Annotated in this window: 2 protein-coding genes and 1 pseudogene; 2 read left to right on the plus strand and 1 reads right to left on the minus strand. The window is 57.7% G+C overall.

What is annotated here, in order from left to right; genetic code table 11:
• The first annotated feature begins 396 nt into the window (after nucleotides 1–396).
• Both AAAB16_RS05230 and AAAB16_RS05235 read left to right on the plus strand, forming a co-directional pair.
• Nucleotides 397–1095 carry a pirin family protein gene (locus tag AAAB16_RS05230; RefSeq protein WP_340662392.1) on the plus strand — a complete coding sequence of 233 codons (699 nt, stop codon included), beginning with the start codon at nucleotides 397–399 and terminating at the stop codon, nucleotides 1093–1095.
• Between the two features lie 241 nt (nucleotides 1096–1336).
• Nucleotides 1337–2005 carry a DUF480 domain-containing protein gene (locus AAAB16_RS05235; RefSeq protein WP_340662393.1) on the plus strand — a complete coding sequence of 223 codons (669 nt, stop codon included), beginning with the start codon at nucleotides 1337–1339 and terminating at the stop codon, nucleotides 2003–2005.
• A 79-nt stretch (nucleotides 2006–2084) separates the two neighbouring features.
• Here the strand turns inward: AAAB16_RS05235 and AAAB16_RS05240 are convergent.
• Nucleotides 2085–2241: pseudogene (locus AAAB16_RS05240) on the minus strand (phage infection protein); the annotation flags it as partial.

A 2241-nucleotide genomic window follows, 5' to 3' on the forward strand; every position in this document is an offset into this window, starting at 1 on the left:
GAATACTGGCGGGGGGTTATTTCAGCTCAGTTGCTTTTATATAAATGTTTTATGACAAAGGAACTTTTTTACTTCCAATAAGAATAAGCGACAAGCATCTCTAGGACGGTGCTTTCAGCCTTTTTTACAGCACTGTGCCAGCACTGCTGATGTCACTTAAATTGCGCGCGGCACTGTCACAAAGCAGGCATATGAGGGCGAAAAGGGAAAAAACAGCCATGCGAAAAGCATCGAATAATTCGATATGGAAATAGGGTATTTTGCGCTATTAGCTGATAGCAATCCGATAGATCATAGCGTCCAACACCAGCGGCATCCCACCGCTTGGCCAGCGCTTTAAAACCGCCGGGCAAGCCCAACGAGCGCCATCTGGCTAACCAACGGAGGACACAAATCATGATCGAACGTCGACCTTTTGAGCAGATGGGTGGTGCCAACCATGGCTGGCTGAATGCTCGCCACCACTTCTCGTTTGCCGAGTATTACGACCCACAACGGATGAACTGGGGCCAATTACGCGTGTGGAACGATGATGAAATTGCCCCACAAAGCGGCTTTCCTCGCCACCCGCACCGGGATATGGAAATCATCACCTACGTCCGTGAAGGGGCGATTACTCACCAGGACAACCTGGGTAACAAAGGCCGCACCGAAGCCGGTGACGTGCAAGTGATGAGCGCAGGTACCGGGATCGCCCACAGCGAATACAACCTCGAGGATGAAACCACCAAGATCTTCCAGATCTGGATTCAGCCCACCGAGTTCAACGCACCACCGGCCTGGGGTGCCAAACCGTTCCCCAAAGGGGAACGCGCCGGTGCCTTTGTAACCCTGGCCAGCGGTGACAAAGCGGACAGCGACGCCCTGCATATCCGTGCCGATGCGCGCTTGAGCGCTGCCACCCTGAAAGCCGGTCAGCAGACCGAGTACCGCCTGGGCACCTCGCGCAAGGCCTACCTGGTAGCGGCCAGCGGCGTGATAAGCGTCAATGGCGTACAAGCCAACGCCCGCGACGGTATCGCGGTCAGCGGTGAAGACGTGCTGGTCTTCAACGCGGTCGAGGATGCGGAAATCATCCTGGTGGATGTGGCTTGATTGGCGTCACCGCGTTAAAAAGGCAGCCTTCGGGCTGCTTTTTTATGGCAGAAAAACCCGAACACCGTCGTCCCCGCGCAGGCGGGGACCCAGATTCGGCGAGGCTGCAGCAAACCAGATTCCCCTTCACGATTCTGCATTCCCGGCCTAAGGGAAAATGAAGCTGCAAATCGGCAAAAACCATGGGCTAACGCCCCATCTCAGGCTAGGCTACGGCTCTTTTTCTGCAGGAGCTGCCGCCATGAGCCAAGACATCGAATCCATCGAGACTGCCCCCGCCGTAGAGCCACTCACCAGCAGCGAAGCCCGGGTTGTGGGTTGCTTGGTAGAAAAACAAGCCACCACCCCGGAAAGTTACCCGCTGACCCTCAACGCCCTGGTACTGGCCTGCAACCAGAAAACCAGCCGTGAGCCAGTGATGAACCTTACTCAAGGCCAAGTCGCCCAAGCGCTGCGCAGCCTTGAAGGGCGTGGCATGGCCCGCCTGGTCATGGGCAGCCGCGCCGACCGCTGGGAACAGCGCATCGACAAGGCACTGGAACTGGTGCCCGCGCAGGCGATTTTGCTCAGCTTGCTGCTATTACGCGGCCCGCAAACCCTTAACGAACTGCTTACCCGCAGCAGCCGCATGCACAATTTTGACGACGTCGCGCAGTTGCAGCATCAGCTTGAACGCCTGAGCAGCCGAGGTTTGGCCACGCAGATCCCGCGCCAAGCTGGGCAACGCGAAGACCGCTATATGCACCTGCTCGCCAGCCCGGAAGAGTTGGCCGCAGCCATTGCCAGCAGTAGCCGAGGGGAACGCAGTGAGGGGGCGGCGCCATCGCAATCGCGCCTGGATGAACTGGAAGAACGGGTAGCCCAGCTAGAAGCGCGACTGGCTAAGTTGGAAGAAGCCAACGGCGAATAACGCCAACCAGCGCTACGGGTAAAACGCCCACAAAAAAGCCCGGCCAGTGCCGGGCTTTGAGAGGGTGAAACCTGACCGCTTAGGCCAGGGTTTTGGCCTGCAGACGATCAGCGCCACCTTCAGCAACACGGTTGGTGCGCTCTGCACCGCCTTCGGCAACACGGTTAGTACGTTCTTCGCCGCCTTCAGCAACACGGTTGGTACGTTCTGCACCGCCTTCAGCTACGCGGTTGGTA

The sequence above is a fragment of the Pseudomonas sp. genome (genome assembly GCF_037994325.1).
Classification (GTDB): domain Bacteria; phylum Pseudomonadota; class Gammaproteobacteria; order Pseudomonadales; family Pseudomonadaceae; genus Aquipseudomonas.